The following is a 21,230-nucleotide window of genomic DNA, read 5'->3' on the forward strand; positions in this document are numbered from 1 at the left end:
TTGGCGTTTCAGCTTGTCATGGCGTCGAGGTCGACCTTGGCTTCGCGGTCCCAGAAGCGCAGCGGTCCCAGCGCGGCGACAAAGGCCTTGGCATCGTCGGCGGATTCAAGGCCCATGCAGCCATCGTCCAGATCGTCCGCTATCCCGGCCTTGACCAGCAGTGGCCTGGTTTGGGGCGACAGGCCCATAAATTTGCAATGGGCAAAGGCGTCGGCAACGAAGTCCTTGGACGGCGCGTCCTTCGACAGCAGGCGCGCGCCTTCGTCCGACAGGATCACCGCGACCGCATCATACAGGACGGAGGGTCCGCCATCGATCTTCTGCTGGGCGAGGAGCAGTGTGCCATCGCTCAGCGTCGCGCCGCCAATTTTGGGGGCGATCACTTCGCACAGGGCGTCCGCCGCCTTCACTGCATCCATCAGCGCCTTCACAAGTCCCGCGTCCGCGCCATCGCTCACCAGCAGGCCAAGCTTACGGCCGGCGAATGTCTGCGGGCCGTTCTTGACGATGCTGAGCGCGTCGGACGGCGGCAGGTCGGTTTTGGGCGCAACGGCAGCCTTGGCCTTTTCGGGCAAGGCGAGGCCAAGCCCGTTGGCGACCGTATCGGCAAGGCCATCGTCGATATGCATCAGATGCGACAGCATGCGCGATCGGATGTCGGGCCGTTCCACTTTCGATAATTCAAACACCAGCGCGTCGCCGATATGTTTTTGTTCGATCGCCGTCTGGCTGACGTAGAATTGCCGCGCTTGGCTGTAATGGTCGGCGAAACTTTCCGGGCGGATGCGCAGCTTGTCGCCATCGGGCCTGGCAGCCACGCTGGTGAAGCCGCGCGCCGGGTATTCGCGCGGTCCGCCCTGCGCGGGGCCCCAGCTATTGGGCTCATAGTTGGCGCGGCCGGCGGGATTATGCATGGCCATGTGCCCGTCCTGCTGGAAATGGGCGAAGGGACAGCGCGGCGCGTTGACCGGCAGGTGCGTGAAGTTGGGTGAGCCCAGTCGCTTCAATTGCGTGTCGAGATAGGAGAAATTGCGGCCCTGGAGCAGCGGGTCATTGGTGAAGTCGATTCCAGGCACGATATTTTGCGTGCAGAAGGCGACCTGTTCGGTGGTGGCGAAGAAATTGTCCACCAGCCGGTCGAGGACCAGGCGGCCGACGATCCGCACCGGCACCAGTTCCTCCGGAATGATCTTGGTCGCATCGAGCACGTCAAAGTCGAAATTGTCGGCAAAGTCCTGATCGAAAATCTGGACGCCCAACTCCCATTCCGGGAAATCCCCGGCGTCAATTGCGTCCCACAGGTCGCGGCGATGGAAATCTGGGTCAGCGCCGTTCAGCTTGACCGCCTCGTTCCAGACCACCGACTGAAGGCCGAGCTTGGGCTTCCAGTGGAATTTGACATAGGAGGATTGGCCGTCGGCATCGACCAGACGGAAGGTGTGGACGCCAAAGCCCTCCATCATGCGGAAGGAGCGCGGGATCGTCCGGTCCGACATGATCCACATGACCATGTGCATGCTTTCGGGGCTGAGGCTGATGAAGTCCCAGAAATTGTCATGGGCGGTCTGCGCCTGCGGAAAGCCGCGATCGGGCGCGGGCTTGGCGGCGTGGATCAGGTCGGGGAATTTGATCGCGTCCTGGATGAAGAAGACCGGGATATTATTGCCGACAATGTCCCAATTGCCTTCCCTGGTATAAAGTTTGACGGCGAAGCCGCGCACGTCGCGGGCCACGTCTGGCGACCCTTTTGACCCTGCGACGGTGGAAAAGCGCACAAAGGCCTCGGTCTTTTCGCCGACGCGCTGGAAAATATCGGCGCGGGTGACGTCGGACAGGCTTTCGGTCAGTTCGAAATAGCCATGCGCGCCATAGCCGCGGGCATGGACGACGCGCTCGGGAATCCGCTCATGATCGAAATGGAAGATTTTTTCGCGAAAGTGAAAATCCTCCAGCAGCGTCGGGCCGCGCGCACCCTGTTTCAGGCTGTTCTGGTCGTCCGCGACTGGAACCCCTTGCGACGTGGTGAGTGTCGCGCCGTCGTCCCGAACGCTCTGGCGGGTTTCGCCGCCCTGTCCCTGCTTTTCCTGGTAGCTGTCCGACTGATCGGGCGCGGCATCCTTCCCCTTGTTACCGGTGGGGACTGCATTGCTGCCTGTGTTCGTCGCCATGGAAATCGATCTCCTGTCGGTCGTGATGACCCTGCGACCACGAACAACCCGCGATGACCGATGTTTCCGACAGATACGGCGATATTGATGGAGGTTAGGACGATTGTCCTGGCCGAGACGCTCAGGCGATGCGGTCAGGCGGTGACTGGCTGCACCTTCCAATAGGTTGCGTAGCGTTCATGGGCGATGCGGTAATAGGGGATCAGGCGCACCGGCGCGCCATCGGCCGCCGGGATCGTGAATTCCAGCGGACCGCCACCGGGCTTGACCTGCTCGGCCAGTCGCTCGGGATCGCCAGCAATATCGGGCACGGCTACGGCCCCATCATTATAGTCACCATATTTGCGTTCGTTGACGATGATGTCGGCGCCGGGTTCAAGCCCCTGCCGGCCGAGCGCGCCAGCCAGGACCAGCGGACCGTAGGTGAAGGCGACGATATCCGGCGCGGCCGGTGCGCGTTCGACCGCCGGCATCATGTCGAGGATAAGTTCGACCCGGTCGCCATCCCGCCACAGCCGCGCAACCTCCAGGAAGCGTCCCGGCGCGGTCGATCGCAGGACCTCCCGGCCGTTCACGCGCACCATGGCCGTGCGGCTCCAGCGCGGATGGCGCAGCTGCAACGCGATCTCGACCGGCGCGCGCAGCGTCCATCGCAGGTTGGTCGTTGGCGTTTCGGGGAAGGACGTCGTCTGCTCCAGCTGGGCACCCTTGTCCGCCCACCGGACGGAGGAGGGCACGAACAGGCTGACATAAAGCGATCGATCATCATGGAAATAAATGGAATCGCGATATTTGACGTGATTTTCCATGCCCGTGCCGGTGCAGCACCAGAAACTGTCCTCGGGCGTGTGGTAGAGCTTCATATATCCCGGCCGCGCGCCCTGGAAATAGGTGGCCATGCCGCTGTCGGGGTCCTGCGAGGCGAGGATACCGTTGTAGAGCGTGCGCTCATAATAATCGGCATAGTCGGCCTGCGGGTTCTGCATGAACAGCAGGCGGGCCAGTTTGAGCATGTTATGCTGGCAGCAGGTTTCGGAACCCTTGGCCGAAAAGACGTGGCTTTCAAAGTCGGCCATGGCAAAGAAATGTTCATTGTCGCCATGTCCACCCGTGGCAAAGGATCGGGTATGGGCGACGGTGCGAAAGAAGAAGTCGGCCGCCTTGGCATAGCGATCGTCGCCCGTTTCCTCATAGACGCGCTGGAATCCGACGATCTTGGGCACCTGCGTATTGGCGTGCATGCCGTCGAGCAAGTCCTTGCCCGCAACCAGCGGCTCCATCACCGCCTTGTGCGAGAAACGCTGCGCGAGCGTGCGATACGCCTCTGTCCCGGTCATGGCGTATAGATCGGCATAGATTTCGTTCATGCCGCCATGTTCGGTCGCCAGCATTGCTTCGAACTGCGCGTCGCTTAGCGGGCGTGTTGCAACGACACCCCAGTCGGCCAGGCGCAAGAGGACATCGCGGGCCTCCCTGCTGTCGGCAAGGAGCGCCGCGTCGCGCAACCCGGCATAAATTTTGTGCAGCGTGTACCAGGGCACACCGGTAATCGGTTCGCCATTGATGTGCCGCGCGACCAGGGCAGGGCCGTCGGGAAAGGCACATACCAGGCCCGACCGTGCCGCATCCTGACAGGCGGCCAATTCGCTGGCGATATAGTCGATGCGCTGTTTGAAGCGGCGGTCCTGCGTCGAGCGATAGGCCAGGGCGCAGGCGGACAGATAATGGCCTAGCGTATGCCCGTGGCAATTAATCTCTGCCCAGGTCGGCTCGGATTCCCATCCGCCATAGACCGGCGCCTTGGGCTTCAAGCCGGCGTTGATTCTGAAATTATGCAGCATCCGGTCGGGCGCCAGCCGCAACAGATAGGCCTCCGTCATGCGCTGGGCATGGAGGAACGGCCCATCGGTCAACGTGACATTGGCTATGTCGAAAGGCTTGAGGCGGGCGGGGCGCGCCGGTGGGGCGGGCGCGGTTAGCCCAAGGGCGAATGCTGGCCAGACCATTGTTCCCGCGCCAGCCATGACGGCCGCCGCGCCAGCGCCGCCCAGAAGGTCGCGCCGCGACGGGCCGGCACAGCATGGGGTCTTGGGCACGGAAACTCTCCTTCTGGCGGGCGCGTGGTGCGGCCTTGGAACAACACTAACGCATTACTCATACATAATACAAGGCTTCGGCGGTGGCACAGCGGCGCTCAATCGGATGGGAGCGACCCGCTCAATGGCCCGATGTATTCGTATGCGTCCTTGTGTCCCGTGATCGCCCGTGCCAGCGCCTGGGGTTGGCGCAGGCGGCGCAAGGCCGGCCGCGAAGGGACGGGAAGGGAAAGGCATGGACAAGCCGCGTCAGGGCTTTGCCGGGCTGTGGAATATCAGCTTCGGGTTTTTCGGCATCCAGATCGGCTTTGCCCTGCAAAATGCCAATATGAGCCGCGTCTTCCAGTCACTGGGGTCCAGCATCGATGATCTGTCCGCTTTGTGGGTCGCCGCGCCACTGACAGGGCTGCTGGTGCAGCCGGTGATCGGCCACTTGTCGGACCGCACCTGGTTGGGAAGACTGGGGCGGCGGCGGCCCTATTTTCTGGCCGGCGCGATTTTGGCCGCAATCGCGCTGCTGGCGATGCCGCAAAGCCACGGCTTGATGATGGCCGCCCTTCTGCTGTGGATGCTGGACGCCAGCCTCAATATCTCGATGGAGCCGTTTCGCGCCTTTGTCGGCGACATGCTGCGCAAGGACCAGCATGTCGCGGGTTATGCGGTGCAGACCGCGTTCATCGGCACCGGCGCGGTGGTGGGGTCGCTTTTCCCCTATGCGCTCGAACATCTGGGCGTTTCCAATGTCGCGGCGGCGGGTGAGGTGCCAGACACGGTGCGCTACAGCTTCTGGGCGGGGGGCGCGGCGCTGTTCGGCGCTGTGCTCTGGACCGTCCTGACGACGCGCGAATACACCCCCGACCAATTGCGTGGCTTTGACGGCGGGGCCGATGTGCCTGCCGCCCCCGATCTGGCCGGACGCAGCATAGCCCCCTGCTGGGCCTGGGTCGGCGCGGGACTGATGATCGCCATGCTGGTCTATGCGTGGGGGATAGAAAAGGAAGTCTATCTGCTCGCCGCGTTACTTGCGGGCTATGGTTTTGCGAGCATGGCCGCGATCGCGCTGGCTCGCGCCGGGCGCGCCGACACTATGCTGGCGCATATCGTGGGCGACGTTTCCGCCATGCCGCCGATCATGCGGCGGCTGGCGGTCATCCAGTTTTTCAGCTGGTCGGCTCTGTTCATCATGTGGATCCATACCACCCCGGTCGTTGCCCAATATATGTTCGGGTCTGCCGATCCGGCGAGCGCCGCCTATCAGGCCGGCGGCAACTGGGTGGGTGTCCTGTTTTCCGTTTATAATGGCGTGGCGGCGGTGGCGGCGCTGACGCTGCTGCCCTGGGTCGCTCGGCGCATCGGCCAGGCCCATACGCACGCGCTGTGCCTGACCGCTGGCGCTTCCGGTTTCGCGAGCTTCCTGTTCGTGCGCGATCCCCATTGGCTGCTGCTGAGCGAAGTGGGCATCGGCATCGCCTGGGCGTCCATTCTGGCTATGCCCTATGCCATGCTGGCGTCCAGCCTGCCCGCGGCCAAGATCGGCATCTACATGGGCCTGTTCAACATCTTCGTCGTCTTGCCCCAGCTGCTGGTCGCGACGGTGATGGGGTCGATCATGAAGGCCTTTTTCCCCGGTGCGCCAATCTGGACGATGGCGTTTGCCGCCGTCACGCTATTGGTCGCGGCGGCTGCATCCTTGCGAGTCGGTGCGGAGCGGACAGCGCGAATCGGGTGAGGCTGGCGGAAAATACCGACGTCTTTTTCGCTACGGAAAAGGTTGCACTTTGCTACGATTGCACATTTTGCAACCGCCCAAACAGCTTTCGCACTTGCGGTAAAATTCATTTTAGATGAAAACCAACCTGCCTTTCAGGCATCCTCTCCTAAAAACTTTCACGGGCTGGTCTTCGGATCAGCCCGTTTTTTTAGGAGCTTAGGTTCGCGCGAAATGTCAGTGACGCTTGCCGTCCGATCCATCGCCCTGATGCGAAAATGGGCAAATCAATTGATTTATCCGCAGCGCATCCTGCGCGCCCGATGCGAACAGCCCGAAGAGCCAATCCAGAAATCGTGCCATTAAAAGCATGATCCTCTCCGTCATTCTTATGGCTCGATGATATCATATGACGCCCTGATGAAAAGAGATTGGGCGCGACGCGACGCAAATGATACGGCACAGTACGATATGGGTGACTTTCCGCGCGATCGGGACGCGCAACCTTATGCGGGATCGCATCAACCAGGCCCCAATCTTCAGAGTGGCATGATCGAATGAACGCCGCCAACTGACAAACAGACCATTCGACCTGGCTGGCTTCAGGCGCTCGGATATTTACTGGTCCGCGCCGATGACGCGGTAGAGCAGGATGCGGTTGGTGATGAGCGCCAGGTCCGTGGCAATCGCCGATTGCCGCGCATTATAGAGGGATCGCTGGCTGGTGAGCGCCGTCAGGAAGGTGTCGATCCCGGCGCGATAGCGCTGTTCGGCGAGATCATAGGCCTGGGCATTCGCCGTTACGAGCCGCCGCTGCGCCGCCTGCTGCGCGTCGATCGTTCCGGCGCGCGCCAATCCGTCCGCCACTTCCTGAAACGCCGTCTGGATCGCCTTTTCATATTGCGCGAGATACAGGTCGCGCTGCGCCTTGCTATAGTCCAGATTGCCGCGATTGGGACCACCGAAGATCGGCAGGCTGGCCGACGGGCTGGCCGACCAGCCAAAGGCGTTTCCGCTGAACAGCGAGGACAAGGCGGTGCTCGCCACGCCGATCGCCGATGTCAGGCTGATCGTCGGGAACATCGCCGCGCGCGCCGCGCCGACATCGGCATTGGCGGCCTTTAGCTGATGTTCGGCCTGAAGGACATCGGGTCGCTGGAGCAATATGTCCGATGACAGGCCGGCGGGCACGCGCGCAATGCCGGGGATCAGGCTGTCGAGCGACTGGGGCAGCAGCGCGTCCTCCACCGGCGCACCGACCAGCAGGTCCAGTGCATTGCGGTCCTGCGCTACCTGCGTCACGGTGGCGGCGACATCGGATGCGGCTTGCTCCACGATGGTTTCGGCCTGATGCACGTCGAGCTTCCCGGCCAGTCCGGCGGCGTTCAGGGACCGGGTGAGGTCTAGTGTTCGCTGCGCGCTGGCCTGCGTCTGCCGCGCCAGCGCCAGCAGGTCCCGATCCGCCGCCAGCGTGGCATAGGCGCTGGCGGTTTCCGCGATCAGCGCGATGCGGGTCGAACGCGCCCCTTCCTCCGTCGCCAGATAGGATTCCAGCGCGGCCTGCGTCAGGCTGCGGACCCGGCCGAACAGGTCGATCTCGAACGCGCTGAAGCCGATGTCGGCGCTGTAGTTGTCCAACCGGGCGTCATTGCGCTGGCTGATGCTGGCGCTTGCGTCTGCCGTGACGGTAGGCAGCTGCGCGGCGCGCTGGACGCGATACTGTGCGCGGGCCGACTGCACATTGGCGATGGCGGCGCGCAAATCCCGATTATTGGCGAGCGCGCGGTCGATGATGGTACGCAGGCGCGGGTCCTGCACCAGCTGCGTCCAGGGAAGGCCCGCGCGCGTTCCGTCGGGTTGGGGCGCATAGGCTTCGCCCTGCGGCAAGGCGGCAGGGATGGGCGCAGCCGGCCGCTTATAAGCGGGCGTCATCGAACATCCTGCCAGCAGAAGGGTGGTGATGCCGAACAAGGCGCGGGTCATGCCATGGCCTCCGTTCCAGCGGCGGGGCCGGCGGGCTTGTCCTTGCCGAACAGGCGCAGGATCGTGACGAAGAAGAGGGGTACGAGGAAGATCGCCAGCAGCGTCGCGGTCGTCATGCCGCCGATCACCGCGGTGCCGATGGCGACGCGGCTTTGCGCGCCGGCCCCTGTCGCTATCGCCAGCGGCACCACGCCCGCGATAAAGGCCAGGCTGGTCATCAGGATCGGGCGAAAGCGCAACCGCGCGGCTTCCAGCGCCGCGTCCCAGGCATTTTTGCCCTGATGATGGGCAAGCTCGGCAAATTCGACGATCAGGATGGCATTTTTGGCGGCTAGGCCCATGGTCGTGAGCAGACCGACCTGGAAGAAGATATTGTTTTCCAGGCCCCGTGCCCAGACGGCGATGACCGCGCCGACAAGGCCCAGCGGGATGACCAGCAGGACCGCGAGCGGGATCGACCAGCTTTCATACAGGGCCGCAAGGCAGAGGAAGACGACGAGCACCGAAAGGCCATAGAGCAAAGGCGCCTGCCCGCCCGACAGCTGTTCCTGATAGGATAGGCCGCTCCACGCATAGCTGGTGCCGGAAGGCAGTTGCTTTTGCAGTTCAACGATCCGGTCCATCGCCTCGCCCGAACTCGCGCCTGCGGCGGCCTGTCCCTGGATCTCGAAGGACGACAGACCGTTGAACCGCGACACGGACGTCGGCCCCATCACCCAATGGGTCGTGGCAAAGGCGGAAAAAGGCACCATTTCACCCGTCGCGCTCTGGCGCACCATCCACTTGTCGAGATCGTCGGGCAGCGCGCGATAAGGGGCATCGGCCTGCATGTAGACGCGCTTCACGCGTCCGCGATCAATGAAGTCATTGATATAAGTGCTGCCCCAGGCGGAGGAGAGCACATTGTCGACGCTGGACTGGGTGAGCCCCAAAACCGCCAGTTTTTCGGAGTCGATATCGACCTGAAGCTGCGGCGTATCCTCCAGCGTGGCGGCGCGCACGCCCGACAGGATCGGGTCGTTCGCGGCGGCGGCGATCAACTGGTTGCGCAGCGCCAGGAACCGGTCGCGGCTCAGTCCACCGCTGTTGAGCAGTTCGAAGGTGAAGCCGTTGGATTGGCCAAGACCGCGAATGGCGGGCGGCGTCATCGCCAGCACCTTCGCATCGCGGATTGCGCCGAGCTGTTTGTTGGCACGCTGGGCGATGGCGCTGGCGGAATTGGCGCTGCCCTTGCGATCATCCCACGGGGCAAGGTTGATGAAGCCCTGCGCCACATTCTCCCCCTGACCCTGGAAACTGAAGCCGGTGAGGATGAAGGCGAAGGCGACATTGTCCTTTTCGTCATTCATGAAATATTGCCGCAGCTGTTCGGCCGCGACCGCCGTGCGGCTGGACTTCGCGCCGGCTGGCAGCGACACCTGCGCCATGACCTGTCCCTGATCCTCGACCGGCAGGAAGCTGGTGGGCAGGCGGGTGAACAGCAGCGCCAGCACCGCCAGGATCACTACATAGGCGCCCCAGAACAGCATGCGCTTGCCCAGCACCTGCTCGGTCCGGCGGACATAGCCATGGGTCAGGCGATCGAACCAGCGGTTGAACTTGCCCGCCCAGCCGCGGCCCCGCTGGTCATGCGCCGACGCCTTGAGCAAGGTGGCGCACAGCGCTGGCGACAGGATCAGCGCGACCAGCACTGACAATAGCATTGACGATACGATGGTGATGGAAAACTGGCGATAAATGACGCCGGTCGACCCGCCGAAAAAGGCCATGGGCAACAGGACGGCGGACAGAACCAGAGCGATGCCGACTAGCGCGCCACCAATTTCCCCCATCGACTTGATGGTCGCGTCGCGCGGGGAAAGCCCTTCTTCCTCCATCAGTCGCTCGACATTTTCCACCACCACAATGGCGTCATCGACCAGCAGGCCGATCGAAAGCACCATGCCGAACAGGGTCAGCGTGTTGATGGAATAGCCGAACAGGGCAAGGATGCCGAAGGTGCCGAGCAATACGACCGGCACGGCGATGGCGGGCACCAGCGTCGCGCGCCAGCTTTGCAGGAACAGGAACATCACGACGACCACGAGCACCACAGCCTCGATCAGCGTGTGGATGACTTCGTCGACCGACAGCTGGATGAAGGGCGTGGTGTCGCGCGGATAGACGACCTTGTAGCCATGGGGCAGGTTGGCCGACAGGTCGGCGACCTTGGCCTTCACCAGTTCAGCGGTCTTGAGCGCATCCGCGCCCGGCGCCAGCTGCAATGCCATGCCGGATGCCGGATGACCGTTCAGCCGGGCCGAGGTCGTATAGCTTTCATTGCCCAGTTCCACCCGCGCCACGTCGGACAGATGGATCACCGACCCGTCCGACTGCGTCTTGACAATGATATTGCGGAATTGTTCGGGGGTTTGCAGCCGCGAGCGCGCGCGGACGGTGGCGTTCAGCTGTTGGCCTTCGGGTGCGGGATCAGCGCCGATCTGACCCGCCGATACCTCGACATTCTGGGACTGGATGGCGCTCTGCACGTCTGATGGCATCAGCTTGACGGTCGCCAGCTTGAACGGATCGAGCCAGATGCGCATCGCATATTGCGACCCAAAAACCTGGGTCGCGCCGATGCCGTCGATCCGCGCGATCGGGTCCTGGAAATTATTGACCAGATAGTCCGCGACATCGGCCTGCGTGACCGTGTCGGTTTCGTCATAGAGGCCAACGACCAGCAGGAAGTCGGTCTGCTGCTTGGTGACGGTCAGACCCTGTTGCTGCACCGCATTGGGCAGGCGGCTGAGCGCTTGCTGCACCTTGTTCTGTACCTGCACCTGCGCGGTGTCGGGGTCGGTGCCCTTCTGGAAGGTGACGGTGATCCGCGCCTGCCCATTGTTGGTGGAGGAGGACGAAAAATACATGAGGCCGTCAATGCCGGTCAGCTGCTGCTCGATGACCTGCGTGACGCTGGTTTCCACGGTTTCGGCGTTGGCGCCGGGATAGGTGGCGCTGATGCCGACGGCGGGCGGGGCAATGTCGGGATATTGCGCGATGGGGAGCGACAGCATCGCGCCCAAACCCGCCAGCATGATGCCGATGGCGATGACCCAGGCGAAGATCGGCCGGTCGATGAAATAACGACTGAGCATGACGGCCCTATTTCACGCTGGCCGGCACGGGCTTCACCAAGGCGTCGGGCTGCACCTTGTCCGTGCCTTCGACGATCAGCCGGTCGCCCGCCTTCAACCCTGCGGTAATCAGCCATTTGTCGCCGATCGCCTGCGCCGCCGTCACAGTGCGCTGCTGAACCTTGTTGTCCGCGGCGACGACCAGAGCGGTCGCATTGCCCTTCGCGTCGCGCGCAATCCCCTGCTGCGGCGCCAATATCGCGTTGGGGACGACAGATTGCGGCGCGACCACGCGCACGAACATGCCGGGCAGCAGCAGGCCGTCGGGATTGGGGAAGCGCGCGCGCAGTGTCACCGTGCCGCTGTCGGGATCGACGATCGGTTCGGCGAATTCGATGCGGCCCTCCAGCGGATAGTCGCTGCCATCGTCCAGTTTCAGCCGGATCGTCGCGCTGGCGGGCAGCGTCTTGCCCGACGCTAACGACCGGCGCAGCGCCAGCAATTGCGCGCTGGATTGCGTCACATCGACATAAATGGGGTCCAGTTGCTGGATCGTGGTCAGCGGATCGGCCTGGCTGGCAGTGACCAGCGCGCCGGGCGTGAAAAGCGTGCGGCCGGCGCGCCCGCTGATCGGCGCGCGCACCAGCGTGAATTCCAGATTGACGTTGCTTGTCTGCAGCGTGGCGCGCGCCTGCTGCACCGCCGCCTGCGCCTGACGCGCGGTGGCGATCACGTCATCCCGGTCCTGCGCGCTGACTGCTTCGGTGTCGCCCAGACTGCGATAACGCTGCGCCTTGGCCTGCGCGGCGGCGGCGGTGGCCTGTGCGCTGGCAAGCGTGGCGAGCGCCTCGTCGCGCGATGCGCGATAAAGGCGCTGGTCGATCTGGTAGAGCGGCTGGCCGGCGCTCACCAGCGCGCCTTCGGTGAAGAGGCGTTTCTGGATGATGCCAGACACTTGCGGCCGCACTTGCGACATCAGCGTGGACACCGTGCGGCCAGGCAGTTCGCTGGCCACCGTCACATTTTGCGTCGTCAGCGTGACCACGCCGACCTCCACCGGTCCCTTTTTCGGGGCCTTTTCCTGACTGCATGCGGCCAGCATCATCATCAGGGCAATCGGTGCGACCCGAAGGCCATGGGATCGTGCGGAGGTCGGCATGGATCGGCTGTCGTTCCTTGGCATCGGCGTTACGGGCTCCTGCGATGCCGCCGGTCGGAAACAGGGGGATGATCGGGCGCGCAGGGGGGAAGGGTGGGGGCGCGCGCCTGGTCGATCAGGCCTGTCCGTTCGGTTTTTCCGGCCGCATCAGCGGCGAGGGGTCATCGCAGAAGCTCCGCTTTGCGTCGGCCACAGGGGGTCGGCCGACCGCATCCTCTTCGGGAGTTTGCACGTCACGTCATAGTGGGACTTGTTTTCGCTTGCGCTCCAACTGTTGCAGCCCCGTGCCCCTTCGTATCCCTTTGTATCAGCCTGTATCGCGCGCGAAGAAGCGCAGACTTTGCCGGGATCACGCGGTAGGAAAGGGCATGCTGGACTCAATCCCTGCCCGCCCGGCCACCGTGCTGGTGGTCGACGACGACGCGGATATCCGTGACCTCATCATTGGTCAGCTGCATCAGGAAAATTATCGCCTGCTGGCCGCCGCCAGCCTGGCCGATCTGCGCCGCACGCTGAAGGAGGAGGCGGTGGACCTGATCGTCCTCGATCTCAACCTGCCCGATGGCGACGGGTTGATGCTGTGCCGCGAATTGCGCGCTGAGGGGACGGAGGTGCAGATCATCATGGTGACGGCGCGCGGCAGCGCGATAGACCGGGTGCTGGGGCTGGAACTGGGTGCGGACGATTATCTCACCAAGCCGTTCGAGCCGCGCGAATTGCTGGTGCGCATCCGCAACCTGTTGCGACGCGGGCGCAATGAGCCGGCGGCGCGTCCGGCTGCCGCGCGCTTCACCCGCTTCGGCCCTTGGCGACTGGATTTGCAACAGCGGCGACTGGTCGCGCCCGACGACAGTCTGGTGATGCTTTCCTCCGCCGAATTCCGGCTGCTGTCCCGGTTCATCGAGGAACCCAATGTCGTGCTGTCGCGCGAGACCTTGGTGCCCGAACGGCGCGCGACCGCCGCTTTCGACCGGTCGATCGATTTGCAGGTCAGCCGCCTGCGTCAAAAGCTGGCGACGGTGCCGGGCGGGGACGAACTGATCCTGACGGTCCGGGGCGAAGGCTATGTGCTTGCCAGCGCGGTGGAGCAGCTATGACGGGCATGCGGCCTGTGGAGCGAATCCGTGCCTTTTTCGGGACGATGGCGGGGCAGATTTTCCTGATCCTGACGCTCGGCATGTCGGTGGCCGCGATCATCGCCCTGCTGGTCGCGGAACAGGCGCGGCATCATGATTTCGAACGGGTACGGCGCGCGCGGGTAGTGGCGAGCGCGGTCGACATCGCCGACCGGCTGCAACGCGATCCCGCCCGCGTAGAGGTGATGATGGCCAACCACCGCATCATCGGCGCGGCTATGGCGCCGGCCGGGGTAGCGCTCAGCGACACGGATACCGAACTGGAATCGATCCTGACCGAACGGCTCGGCAGGCGTTCGCAGCCCGAAGCGGGGCAGGTGCCGGCCGGCCTGTGCTTTCCCAGCGGCAACAAGGAACGCGCGGCCGGCGTGATCGACGCGCCGCGCCCGGATTGCTGGATCGTGCGCTTCACCGATGTGCGTGGCGCGCGGCGCGCCATGGCCTTGAGCTTCCCCCGGCTGGTCAAACCGCCCAGCACCATCTTCAATCCGGCCTATTTGCTGGTCATCATCGCAGCGTCGGCGGGGCTGGCGATCCTGGTCGCGCGGTCGGTGGCCGAGCCGCTACGGCGGCTGGAGCGCGCGGCCGAAGCCTTCTCGCTGTCGCTCGACCCTGAAGAAATTCCCGAGCGCGGCCCGGAGGAGGTGCGCGCCGCTTTGTTTACCTTCAACCTGATGCAACGCCGGGCGCGGGCGGGCTTTGCCGAACGCACGCAGTTGCTGGCGGCGATCAGCCATGATCTCCAGACGCCGCTGACCCGCATGCGGCTGCGGCTGGAACTGGTCGACAATGTCGAACTTCGCGAACGGCTGCTGGCCGATCATCAGGCAATGCTGACGCTGGTGCGCGAAGGGTTGGACTTGGCGAGCAGCACCGAATCGCGCGAAGAATGGTCGGTCATCGACATCGATTCCCTGCTCGCCAGCATGGCCGAGGATGCCGAGGATCTGGGCGCGCCCGTGCGGTTCGTAAGCGGATGTGGCGGCACGGTGCGGGTGAAGCCCAATGCGCTTACGCGCTGCATCTCCAACCTGGTGGACAATGGCGTCAAATATGGCGGCAGCGCGGACATCAGCTGCACGCGCGCAAACGGCCGGCTGATGATCCATGTGCGCGACCATGGCCCCGGCATCCCCGCCGACCAGATCGACCAGATGTTCGAACCCTTCACACGTGGGCCGAGCGGTCAGCCGGGCGGGCGGCATGGCACGGGCATTGGCCTCACCATCGCGCGGTCGCTGGCGATGAGTTTCGAGGCGTCGGTGCGCTTGCGCAATGCGCCCGAAGGCGGGGTTGTCGCCACTATCGACATGAAGGGATAAGGCGTCAGGCGCCGGTCATGATCCCAAGGATGACGATCGCGATCGCGCCGCCTAGACCCTGCACCAGCCATCGCGGCCGGTAGCTGAGGCCAAGCAGCAGCAGTCCGCCGACCAGCGGCAGCAGCCCGATCCAGCTGACCAGCCCGATACCCCCCTGCCAATGTGGCAGCATCGCGATCAGGGAGCAAAGGATCAGCAACCAGCCGCCGGGGGCGAGCAGCGACGCAGCCGCTTGCTGGTGCCAGGGGCCGGCAAGCGCGCGTTGGTGCCGGTTCATGCTCGCGGCCAGTGCGAACAGCCCCAGATAGAGAAAGCCCGCCGCCGCGATCATGCCGGCACCGCCCGGCGGCGCACGGGAGCGGCTGCCACGCGACGCCGGACATGGCGCAGGATCACCGGCGCCAGCGCGGCAGCGACGGCGAGCAGCATCAGGTTCATCGTCAGCATGACTGGCTCGACCGCCCAGATCGGTCCCAGCAGCGCAGCCACTGTGCAGGCCAGCGCCAGCAGGCCAAGCAACAGCGGCCAGCCAAGCGCCGATGGCAGCAGCAGCCCGGCCAGCACCGCCCCGCTGGCGCTCCAGAGCGCGACCGAAACCTCCGCCTCCGCGCGCGCGGCCATGTCGAGCGGCAGCAGGCGGTTCGCGATCAGAAATGCGGCCGCGCCGATCGGCACGCCAGTCAGCATGCCGATATTGATCCGTTCCAACAGGCGATTACCCAGTGACAGGGGCGCGCGTTCGCGGCGCTTCACCGTCCACAATATCATGCCGGTCGCGATCGCCATGGTCAGCATCGCCCCGCCAAGGAAATAGAGCCAGCGCGTCACGTCCGGCGCGAAGCGCGCCATATGCAGGCCATAGACGGTCTGGAAGGCGCGCACGCCCGGGCGGTTTTCGGTCCAGCCTTTTATCATCCGGCCGGTGACGCCGTCGAAACTGACTTCTCCGGGCATATAGCCGATCGCCTTGGCGTCCGATGGATAGACCACCACCACCGCCCCTGTGTCGCCGGGGTTGAAGACATAGACGCGCCCGATCGGCGCTTCTCCGAACTGGCGCTGCGCAGTCGCGAGCATTGGTGCGATGGGGGCGAGCGGCGCTTTCTCGCCCGTGGCCGCGCGGGTGACGGAGCCGGGCGCAAGGTCGCTGTACATGGCGGCCACGTCCGTCCCATAGCCCGCCACAATGCCCCAGGGCAGGTTGATCGACGCCAGCGTCAGCAGCCCCGTGAATGTAATCATGATGTGGAATGGCAAGGCCAGGACGCCCAGCGCATTATGGCCGTCGAGCCAGCTGCGCTGCCCCTTGGCTGGGCGAAAGGTGAAGATGTCCTTGAAGATGCGTTTGTGCGCGATGATGCCCGTTACCAACGCGATCAGCATCATCATGGCGGCGAGCGACGCGAGCAGTCGGCCCCATGGATAGGGCAATTCCAATTCAAAATGAAGGCGGTAGAAAAACTCCCCGCCCAGCGTTTCGCGCGCGACCGGCGCGCCGCTTACCGGATCGAGCGCGCGGGTGAGATAAGCGCCATCACTGTCATACGTCGCCTGCACCACATTTTGATGGGCATGAGGGGCGGTCAGATACCAGCCGGCGGAACCTTTGCTATTGTCTTCCAGCCATCGGGTTGCCGCGACGATCGCATCAGCCGGGCTGGCGATCGCGGTCGTTTCCGGGCGCATCCAGCGGCCAATTTCGTCCTTGAAGACGGTCAGCGTGCCAGTGAGACACATGATAAACAGCACATGGCCCAGCAACAGCCCGGTCCAGCCATGCAGCCAGGCCATGGACTGGCGCGCACCATCGCGAATTGCCGCCGGCGCCGATCCTCTCATGCCGGTTGCCCCGCGACCCAGGCGCCAAGCGCAAGCAGGCCCGCAATGCCGGCAACGCCCGCCAGTGCGCGCCACGGCCCGGACGCCATAAAGGCCCAGATGGTGACGGCGGGCGCGACCGGATAGGCGATCATCGTCGCAACGGCGACGGCTTCCACCCGGCTCATCGGCAGGGTTCGCGCCAGGAGCGCTGCGGTCAGGGCCATGACGAGATAGGCGCCGACCGATCCAGCCAGCGTGCGCAGCGCCACATTGCCGCGATAGCGCCATCCCGTATGCCGCCGCGCCGATACCGTCACGCGCTCCCGGCTCCGCCCGGCGCCGCTGCCAGGAGCAAGCATCCCTGATGATGGCGGAGAAAACATTCTATCACGATCCTTCGCGCAACCGGCCTATTGGCGCGATAGGAAATCATCAGATGCGAGTCAATCGCATTAGCATATATGTCAGGCTAGCACGGCCCGCCATCCGCGCACAAAAGCCTGTGCTGCTTCACTCACATCAGCCGCGCTCGCGCCGGGCTTGTAAAGCGCCGAACCCAGGCCAAAGCCATCGGCGCCCGCTGCGATCCAAGGGGCCATGTTGCCGGGGTTGATTCCGCCCACGACCAGGATTGGCAGATCCTTGGGCAGCACGGCGCGTTGGGCCTTCAATACCGCAGGCGTTGCCGCTTCGGCGGGGAAGAGCTTGAGCGCGCGGGCACCGGCCTGCACCGCCGCGAAGGCTTCGGTCGGGGTAAAATAGCCCGGCATGGAGATGAGGCCCGCCTGCGCGCTCCGGCCGATCACCGACTGGTCGCTATTGGGCGAAATGATGAGCTGGCCGCCGGCCTGCTGCACGGCATCCACCTGATCGGGGGTCAGCACCGTGCCCGCGCCGACCAGGGCTCTGCCCTCCAACCGACGTGCCAGCCGCCCGATGCTGTCCAGCGGATCGGGCGAATTCATCGGCACTTCGACCAAGCTAAAGCCGGCGTCGACCAAGGCGTCGCCAATCGGTTCGACTTCGTCCGGTCGCACGCCGCGCAGAATGGCGACCAGCGGGCAGCGCGCAAAGGCGGTCGCGAAATCAAGGTTCATGTCATAGTCTCCCAAAGGCGGGTGGCGCCGGTGATGAAGGCAGCCTGACTGTCGATCCGCACCGCTTCCCCACCCAATTGCGCGATCGCGCTGGCATAGAGCGCGCCCAGTGCTGGGTCGGCGAGCAGATGCACCCTTTCTCCCGCAGCGTGCGCGGCGCAATCCGCACCGATCAGCAGGCCGCTGACATAAGATGCGGCGTCCGCGCGGGCGCGCAGGCCAAGCAGGCTCGCCGGACGCACGCCGAACAGCGACGCCAGCACATCGCCGCGCGCGCCGTCACGCACACCGTCGGCAAAGGCGTCGCCTGGGCTAACGTCGCCCGTCATTTCCTGCCCGATCAGCGCGTGATTCTTGAGCAGCGCAAACATCTCCCCCGTCATGGCGGTGACAAAGCGAGCGATCGCACCATCGGTCATCCAGGCCCATTTGCAATGGGTTCCCGGCTGGCACAGCAAGGCATCACGCGGCGCAAGTCCCGCGCACATCGCGCCCAGCAATTGCACTTCCTCGCCCCGCATCACGTCGCCGCGCCCGTCCGCGACATGGGATATGCCAGGAATGATGCGCACGTCCTCCATCGGCGTGACCATGGCGGCGGCAATCCGCTCCAGGGTCGCGGGCGTCGCCACATAGCCCGCGTCCACCCAGCCGCGATTGGACCCCACCATGCCCGCGAGCAGCATCGGCACATCGCCAAGGCGCGCGCGCAATTGCGCCACCGCCTGTTCAAAGCCGCCAGGCGCGACGGCGGTGACGCCCAGGCCGTCGGCAATACTGTCGATCACCGCGCCGTCGCGAAGGCGATAGGCGCGCCGGTTGGTCGTTCCCCAATCGACGGCGATAAAGTCCTGCTGGCCCATATTGTCCGAGTATATCGCGCCTCTGCGTTTGGCAACCGCGCGAGGGTGCAACGCAAAAGCATCCTTCGACGTTGCTGCGTTCAGCTTTGGTCAAAGCGGCCCGGTTCATCGCCGACAATCACTTCAGGGAGACACGCCATGCCCTCGACACATGCTCTTCTTTCCGACCGGCGCAGCCTTGTCGCGGCGCTGGCCCTGCTGCCACTTGCCGCCTGCGCGACGCCGATGGGGCGCTATACCGTCGAGCAGGCGGTGCGCCGGCTGCTACAATTGTCGAGCGAGCGCGCCTTTGCGCGCCTGACCGAGCCGGGCGGTTTTTATGACGATCAATTGACGCGCATCAGTCCGCCCGATCTGGGCGGTGGGCAGGGCGGCGCGGTCCTGTCGGCGTTGCTGCGCACCAATGCGGTGCGCAATCGCGTGGCGATGGCGCTGAACGATGTGGCGGTCGACCTCGCCGACAATGCAGCGCCGATCGTCATGGACGCGGTGCAGCGCATGACAGTGGCTGATGCCGTGTCGGTGCTGCGTGGCGGCCCGACCGCGGCCAGCGACCTGCTCGCCCGGGAAACGCGCGGAGCAGTGGTCGATGCGCTGATCCCCGGTGCGTCGCGCGCGCTTCGGTCGGATATGTTCGAAATGGTGTCTGCCGCGCTGTCGGCCAGCGGGGGCCGGGATTATGCGGCCATGGCCACCAATATCTCGAACCAGATAGGTGACGCCATTTTTCGTGCGATCGGGCGGGAAGAGGCGGAAATCCGCCGCGATCCGCGCGCCACAGGCGATCCTGTGCTGATCGCCCTGCTGGGTTAGGCCTTGATTTCGCGCGCGCGCCGTGGTGACGCAACATGATGGAACAGAAATTTCCCGGCGTCGCGTCCATCCCCTGGGATCAGGCCGCGACCATGATCGACCTGGACGGAAAACCGCCGCTCATTGGCACGATCCGCGATTGCGCGGTGCATTTCGGCTTGTACAAGCCTGCCGCCCGCGCGCAGGCTCGCGTGCTGTTGACCCAGCCCGTGCACCGCGAAGGACGCAAGACGCGCACCTGGTTGCTGGAGCCGGAGGAGATCGAGGCTCTGGCCGAGCGATTGAAGCGCGAAACCAACTAGACTTGGCCAACAGGCCCGGCTTTGCGGCCAATCCGCCGCGCCGGGCCTGCCCGGTCCGCTCAACGCTGAGCCAGCTGCATGCTGGACTTGCGGCTGATGGTCAACCCGGCCTGCGCCCATTCCGCCTTGGTGCGGCATTCGGTGCGCGGCACCATGGAGCCGGCGGGCGTTTCGCGGAAGCAATAGGTGTCGGACTGTTCGTGATAGCTGACCTTGGCGCGGCCGAAAGTGCCTTCGGGTTGCGCCAGAGCGGGGGTGGCTACAAAAGCGGCGGCGATGGTGGCGATGATGATGGTCTTCATGATATGGTTCCTTCCCTGGCTATGTCACGGTCCCTTGTGGATCGTGCCAACAGCATTGCAGGGGGTGTGCCAACTTCGCGAAAAGCCCGGATTTGCGCCGATTACTAAAATAAAGCCGTAATACTCTGTGTGTAAATCACCATATGCTCGGATAAAATGTCGAGTGTTCGTGAATTTGGCGCACTACGTTGCGGGAAAGGTGGCTGACCGACGGCGCGCACGCCGTCGGCCAAAATTCTCATGCCGCTTTGTCGGCCGCCCGCGCGATGATGCTTTCGGCCATTTCATCCGCCACGACCGCCGGGGACCGGCCTTCGCGCGCGGCCTGCTCCAAAATGCGCGCGACGCGCGGGCCGATCCGGGCGACGCGGGTGCGAACGCTCGCTTCGTCCTCACCCAGATATTCGGCGGACACGCTGATGATGCCGCCCGCATTGACGACATAGTCGGGGGCGTAGACGATGCCGCGCGCCAGCAGGGCATCGGCGACGTCCGGCGTCGCGAGCTGGTTGTTGGCCGCGCCGCAGACGAGCCTGGCCTTCATTGCCGCGACGCTGTCCTGCGTCAGCGCCCCGCCAAGGGCGCAGGGAGCGAAGATGTCGGCCTCCGCCGCGGCGATCTCCGCCACGTCGACCATGCGCGCGCCCAGTTCGTCCGCCAGCGCGCGGCAGCGATCCGCATCAATGTCGGCAATGACCAGCTTCGCGCCAGCCTCAGCTAATTGTCGACACAGGCTCGCGCCGACATTGCCGACACCCTGCACGGCGACGGTGAGCGCATCAAGGTCCGCCTTCAGCGCGAATTGCGCGGCCATGCGCATGGAATCGAACACGCCGAGCGCCGTCCAAGGGGACGGATCGCCGCCAGCCATGTCCTGCGCCGGGTGCAGGCCCGCGACATGGCGGGTCATGGTCGACACCTGCTCCATATCGGCCACGCTGGTGCCGACATCCTCCGCCGTCACATAAAGCCCCTCAAGCGCCTCGACCGCCTTGCCAAAGGCCCGGAACAGGGCGGCCCGATCAAAATCACCGTCAGGATAGCGCAGCACCGCCTTCGCCCCGCCGAGCGGCAATTCGGCCATGGCGTTCTTGTAGCTCATGCCCTTGGCCAGGCGGCAGGCATCTTGGGTCGCCGCCTCGATATCGGGATAGCGCCAGAAGCGGCAGCCGCCCGCGCCCGGGCCGAGCGCGGTCGAATGAATGGCGATCACGCCGTCAAGACCGCTCGCCGCATCGCGCAGCCGCACGGTGCGCATCATCTGGCTGGGGGAAGGGGCGTGATCGACCATCATATTCTCCTGTGGGGGCATTTCGGAGGCGGCTTATGGACGCAGTCGTGCGA

General features: G+C 64.6%; 18 protein-coding genes. 6 read left to right on the forward strand and 12 right to left on the reverse strand.

Annotated elements, in window-relative coordinates; translation table 11 throughout:
* Positions 1-8: 8 nt before the first annotated feature.
* A complete protein-coding gene (locus tag SAB01S_RS09435; RefSeq protein WP_062732782.1) occupies positions 9-2,168 on the reverse strand; it encodes a catalase in 2,160 nt (719 codons plus the stop codon).
* A gap of 134 nt (positions 2,169-2,302) precedes the next feature.
* Complete coding sequence (locus SAB01S_RS09440) at positions 2,303-4,264, reverse strand: glycoside hydrolase family 127 protein (RefSeq protein WP_062732783.1); 1,962 nt, start codon at positions 4,262-4,264, stop codon at positions 2,303-2,305.
* A gap of 235 nt (positions 4,265-4,499) precedes the next feature.
* On the opposite strand from SAB01S_RS09440, the gene SAB01S_RS09445 reads away from it, so the two are divergent.
* Both SAB01S_RS09445 and SAB01S_RS18645 read left to right on the forward strand, forming a co-directional pair.
* A complete protein-coding gene (locus SAB01S_RS09445; RefSeq protein WP_062732784.1) occupies positions 4,500-5,993 on the forward strand; it encodes an MFS transporter in 1,494 nt (497 codons plus the stop codon).
* Positions 5,994-6,035: 42 nt separating this feature from the next.
* Positions 6,036-6,338 (forward strand): hypothetical protein, encoded by a 303-nt coding sequence (locus SAB01S_RS18645; RefSeq protein WP_169802555.1) that lies wholly within the window; start codon positions 6,036-6,038, stop codon positions 6,336-6,338.
* 252 nt (positions 6,339-6,590) lie between these two features.
* Here SAB01S_RS18645 and SAB01S_RS09450 read toward each other — a convergent pair whose 3' ends face one another.
* The 3 genes from SAB01S_RS09450 to SAB01S_RS09460 are packed head-to-tail and all read right to left on the reverse strand — an operon-like array spanning position 6,591 to position 12,230.
* The gene (locus SAB01S_RS09450; protein ID WP_062732785.1) at positions 6,591-7,955 is read right to left on the reverse strand and encodes an efflux transporter outer membrane subunit; all 1,365 of its coding nucleotides are present in this window, start codon (positions 7,953-7,955) and stop codon (positions 6,591-6,593) included.
* Positions 7,952-11,092, reverse strand: a complete 3,141-nt coding sequence (locus SAB01S_RS09455; protein WP_062732786.1) for an efflux RND transporter permease subunit — start codon at positions 11,090-11,092, stop codon at positions 7,952-7,954. Before SAB01S_RS09455 ends, SAB01S_RS09450 begins: the two co-directional genes overlap by 4 nt.
* 7 nt (positions 11,093-11,099) lie before the next feature.
* Positions 11,100-12,230 carry an efflux RND transporter periplasmic adaptor subunit gene (locus SAB01S_RS09460; RefSeq protein ID WP_174525636.1) on the reverse strand — a complete coding sequence of 377 codons (1,131 nt, stop codon included), beginning with the start codon at positions 12,228-12,230 and terminating at the stop codon, positions 11,100-11,102.
* Positions 12,231-12,598: 368 nt separating this feature from the next.
* On the opposite strand from SAB01S_RS09460, the gene SAB01S_RS09465 reads away from it, so the two are divergent.
* Positions 12,599-13,327, forward strand: coding sequence for a response regulator (locus tag SAB01S_RS09465; protein WP_021227251.1), 729 nt, complete (start codon positions 12,599-12,601; stop codon positions 13,325-13,327).
* Positions 13,324-14,688, forward strand: a complete 1,365-nt coding sequence (locus SAB01S_RS09470) for an ATP-binding protein (RefSeq protein ID WP_062732787.1) — start codon at positions 13,324-13,326, stop codon at positions 14,686-14,688. Before SAB01S_RS09465 ends, SAB01S_RS09470 begins: the two co-directional genes overlap by 4 nt.
* Positions 14,689-14,692: 4 nt before the next feature.
* Here the strand turns inward: SAB01S_RS09470 and SAB01S_RS09475 are convergent, their stop codons facing one another.
* The 5 genes from SAB01S_RS09475 to SAB01S_RS09495 form a co-directional block, all read right to left on the reverse strand.
* On the reverse strand, positions 14,693-15,019 hold the full coding sequence (locus tag SAB01S_RS09475) for a DUF3325 family protein (protein ID WP_062732788.1): 327 nt from the start codon (positions 15,017-15,019) through the stop codon (positions 14,693-14,695).
* Complete coding sequence (locus SAB01S_RS09480) at positions 15,016-16,527, reverse strand: PepSY-associated TM helix domain-containing protein (protein ID WP_062732789.1); 1,512 nt, start codon at positions 16,525-16,527, stop codon at positions 15,016-15,018. The genes SAB01S_RS09475 and SAB01S_RS09480 overlap by 4 nt, the downstream gene beginning before the upstream one ends.
* A complete protein-coding gene (locus SAB01S_RS09485) occupies positions 16,524-16,826 on the reverse strand; it encodes a hypothetical protein (protein ID WP_062732862.1) in 303 nt (100 codons plus the stop codon). Before SAB01S_RS09485 ends, SAB01S_RS09480 begins: the two co-directional genes overlap by 4 nt.
* Before the next feature lie 147 nt (positions 16,827-16,973).
* Positions 16,974-17,606: a 2-dehydro-3-deoxy-6-phosphogalactonate aldolase gene (locus SAB01S_RS09490; protein WP_062732790.1), complete on the reverse strand. Its 633-nt coding sequence runs from the start codon at positions 17,604-17,606 to the stop codon at positions 16,974-16,976.
* The gene (locus tag SAB01S_RS09495; protein ID WP_062732791.1) at positions 17,603-18,469 is read right to left on the reverse strand and encodes a 2-dehydro-3-deoxygalactonokinase; all 867 of its coding nucleotides are present in this window, start codon (positions 18,467-18,469) and stop codon (positions 17,603-17,605) included. Before SAB01S_RS09495 ends, SAB01S_RS09490 begins: the two co-directional genes overlap by 4 nt.
* Before the next feature lie 138 nt (positions 18,470-18,607).
* Between SAB01S_RS09495 and SAB01S_RS09500 the strand changes: the two genes are divergently transcribed.
* Both SAB01S_RS09500 and SAB01S_RS09505 read left to right on the forward strand, forming a co-directional pair.
* Positions 18,608-19,282: a DUF4197 domain-containing protein gene (locus tag SAB01S_RS09500; RefSeq protein WP_062732792.1), complete on the forward strand. Its 675-nt coding sequence runs from the start codon at positions 18,608-18,610 to the stop codon at positions 19,280-19,282.
* Between the two features lie 38 nt (positions 19,283-19,320).
* Positions 19,321-19,584 (forward strand): hypothetical protein, encoded by a 264-nt coding sequence (locus SAB01S_RS09505; RefSeq protein ID WP_031298633.1) that lies wholly within the window; start codon positions 19,321-19,323, stop codon positions 19,582-19,584.
* Between the two features lie 59 nt (positions 19,585-19,643).
* Here the strand turns inward: SAB01S_RS09505 and SAB01S_RS09510 are convergent, their stop codons facing one another.
* Together SAB01S_RS09510 and SAB01S_RS09515 are read right to left on the reverse strand one after the other, a co-directional pair.
* On the reverse strand, positions 19,644-19,886 hold the full coding sequence (locus tag SAB01S_RS09510; RefSeq protein ID WP_062732793.1) for a hypothetical protein: 243 nt from the start codon (positions 19,884-19,886) through the stop codon (positions 19,644-19,646).
* Between the two features lie 238 nt (positions 19,887-20,124).
* The gene (locus SAB01S_RS09515) at positions 20,125-21,177 is read right to left on the reverse strand and encodes a Leu/Phe/Val dehydrogenase (RefSeq protein WP_062732863.1); all 1,053 of its coding nucleotides are present in this window, start codon (positions 21,175-21,177) and stop codon (positions 20,125-20,127) included.
* Positions 21,178-21,230: the final 53 nt, after the last annotated feature.

Origin of the sequence: Sphingobium abikonense NBRC 16140, assembly GCF_001598335.1 — a bacterium.
GTDB lineage: Bacteria > Pseudomonadota > Alphaproteobacteria > Sphingomonadales > Sphingomonadaceae > Sphingobium > Sphingobium abikonense.